The organism is Actinosynnema sp. NPDC023658 (assembly GCF_040639995.1).
In the GTDB taxonomy this organism is placed as follows: domain Bacteria; phylum Actinomycetota; class Actinomycetes; order Mycobacteriales; family Pseudonocardiaceae; genus Actinosynnema.
The window spans coordinates 1-2,631 of record NZ_JBFAAX010000551.1 but is presented as its reverse complement, the minus strand read 5'-3'; the positions used below and the strand labels follow the sequence as shown (position 1 = coordinate 2,631).

Genomic DNA, 2,631 nt, shown 5'->3' with positions numbered 1-2,631 from the left:
CGCCCCCGACCCCTCCGCCCCCAGATGTGATCCCTCCCACCCCAAGTGACCCCACCTTCCCCCAGGCGACCAGCACCGCGAGGTCGCGTCGATCGTTCGGGTCCTCATTCGCGGCGATCACGCTCTTCGATCGCCGGGAATCAGGGCGCGAGCGGTCGACTTCCCGGCGACCGAGCCCGCCGTCTGCGGAGCAGCGGCAAAATAAGCACCGTGAACTCCACGAACGGGCTGCGCACGGTCGCAGCCACCCGGTACGTCACGCCCTTCCGGGAGGGCGGTTCCCTGCCGGGGTTGGTCGAGGCGGACGACCTCGGCATGTACGTGCTCAAGTTCCGCGGCGCGGGGCAGGGCGTGAAGGCGCTCGTCGCGGAGATCGTGGTCGGTGAGCTGGCCCGCCGGCTCGGCTTCCGGGTGCCCGAGATCGTCCTGGTCGAGCTGGACCCGGAGCTGGGGCGGGCCGAGCCGGACCAGGAGGTGCAGGAGCTGCTGAAGGCCAGCGGCGGGCTCAACCTGGGGCTGGACTACCTGCCCGGCTCGTTCGACTACAACCCCGTCGTGCGCGAGCCGGGCGCGGACCTGGCCACCCGCCTGCTGTGGCTGGACGCGCTCACGCTCAACGTCGACCGCAGCTGGCGCAACCCCAACACGCTGCTGTGGCACCGCGAGCTGTGGCTGATCGACCACGGCGCGTCGCTGTACTTCCACCACTCGTGGCGGCCGGAGAGATTCCCGGCGGCGAGCTACCGGTTCGACGCCGCCGACCACCTGATGCTGCCGTTCGCGGGCGACCTCGCCGCGGTGGACGCCGAGCTGACCGCCCGCGTCACGCCCGGGCTGGTGCGCGAGGTGCTCGCGCTCGTGCCCGACCAGTGGCTCGCGCAGGACGAGGCGTACGGCACACCCGCCGCCGTGCGCGAGGCGTACGAGTCGTTCTTCACCGCCCGCCTGGCCGCGCCGCGGACCTGGGTCGACGCACTGGAGGCCGCCCGTGCCGCACGTGTTTGAGTACGCGCTGCTGCGCGCCGTGCCGAGGCAGGAACGCGGCGAGTCCGTCAACGTCGGGGTGCTGGTCTACTGCAAGGAGCTGGACTTCCTGGGCGCTCGCGTGCACGTGGACGAGCGGCGGGTGCTGGCGCTGGACCCGTTCCTGGACGTGGAGGTGCTGCGGGCGAACCTGGAGCACCTGGGCCTGTCGTGCGACGGCTCCCCGACGGCCGGTCCGGTGTCGCGCACGTCGGCCGGGCAGCGGTTCCGCTGGCTCACCGCGCCGCGCAGCACCATCATCCAGACCTCGCCCGCGCACACCGGCCTCACCGACGACCCGGAGGCCGAGCTGGACCGCCTGCTGGCGGCGCTGGTGCTGCCGCCGGACCACTAGGGTGGCAACCTCTTGCGGCGCACCGCGTCCTTAGGTGCGAGCAGTGACCGACACACGGACGGGGCGGTTGATGAACGCCGGATACCAGCAGGGCGGGTATCAGCAGGGCGGATACCGACAGGGCGGGCAACCGCGGCAGGGCAGGCCGGCCCGGGGCGGGCAGCCCGGACCGCAGCCGTACCGGCAGGACGGGTACCCGGGGCAGGGGGGACGCCCGAAGCAGACCGCCGCCTACGCGCAGGCCGGTCCGCGGCCGCCGATCCGCCGCAAGCGGCGGATCGGTCGGATCATCGGCGTCGTGCTGGTGCTGCTGCTCGTGTTCGGCGTCGGCCTGTGGTTCTACGTCGACGGGTCGTTGCGCCGGATCGACGCGCTCACCGACTACGAGGGCAGGCCGGCCGACACCCCGGGCACCAACTGGCTGCTCGTCGGGTCGGACGCGCGCGACGACCTGACCGAGGAGCAGAAGCAGGACCTGTCCACCGGTGACGCGGGCGGTCGGCGCACGGACACCATCATGCTGCTGCACATCCCGGAGGGCTCGGGGAAGTCCACTCTGGTGAGCGTCCCGCGTGACTCCTATGTGGACATCCCGGGCAACGACAAGAACAAGATCAACGCGGCGTTCGCGTTCGGCGGTCCGCCGTTGCTGGTGCAGACCTTCGAAGGGGCGACGGGCATCCACGTCGACCACTACATGGAGATCGGCTTCGGCGGGTTCGCCGGGATCGTGGACGCGGTCGGCGGCGTGGACATGTGCATCGACGAGCCGATGAAGGACCCGTTGGCGGGCCTGGACCTCCAGCCGGGCTGCCAGGAGCTGGACGGCGCGCAGGCGCTCGGCTTCGTCCGCTCGCGGGCGTTCGCGACGGCCGACCTGCAACGGGTGGAGAACCAGCGCAAGTTCCTCGCCGCCCTGACCGACAAGGCGACGAGCTTCGGCACGCTGGCCAACCCGTTCCGCGCGTTCCCGCTGCTGTTCGCGGGCACCGACTCGATCTCGGTCAACTCCGACGACCACCTCCACCACCTCGCGGGCATGGCGTTCGCGATGGGCGGGGGAGTGGACACCGTCACCGTGCCGGTGGGCAGCACGCCGACCCTGCCGGGCGCGGGTTCGGTCGTGCAGTGGGACCGGGAGAACGCGCTGCGCCTGTTCGGCGCGCTGGAGAAGGACGAGCCGGTCCCGGCCGACCTGCTCCCGACGCCGAAGTAGCGCGTCCGAGCGGTCGGGCCTCCGGGCGTCACGCACC

Annotated in this window: 3 protein-coding genes; all 3 read left to right on the top strand. The window is 72.0% G+C overall.

What is annotated here, in order from left to right; genetic code table 11:
• Nucleotides 1-210 precede the first annotated feature (210 nt).
• From AB0G02_RS30955 to AB0G02_RS30945, 3 genes are read left to right on the top strand one after another with little or no spacing between them, the layout of a single operon-like run.
• Nucleotides 211-1,005: a HipA family kinase gene (locus tag AB0G02_RS30955; protein WP_360801040.1), complete on the top strand. Its 795-nt coding sequence runs from the start codon at nt 211-213 to the stop codon at nt 1,003-1,005.
• Nucleotides 989-1,378: a DUF3037 domain-containing protein gene (locus AB0G02_RS30950; protein ID WP_360801037.1), complete on the top strand. Its 390-nt coding sequence runs from the start codon at nt 989-991 to the stop codon at nt 1,376-1,378. The genes AB0G02_RS30955 and AB0G02_RS30950 overlap by 17 nt, the downstream gene beginning before the upstream one ends.
• A 43-nt stretch (nt 1,379-1,421) precedes the next feature.
• Complete coding sequence (locus tag AB0G02_RS30945; RefSeq protein ID WP_360801034.1) at nt 1,422-2,594, top strand: LCP family protein; 1,173 nt, start codon at nt 1,422-1,424, stop codon at nt 2,592-2,594.
• Nucleotides 2,595-2,631 lie beyond the last annotated feature (37 nt).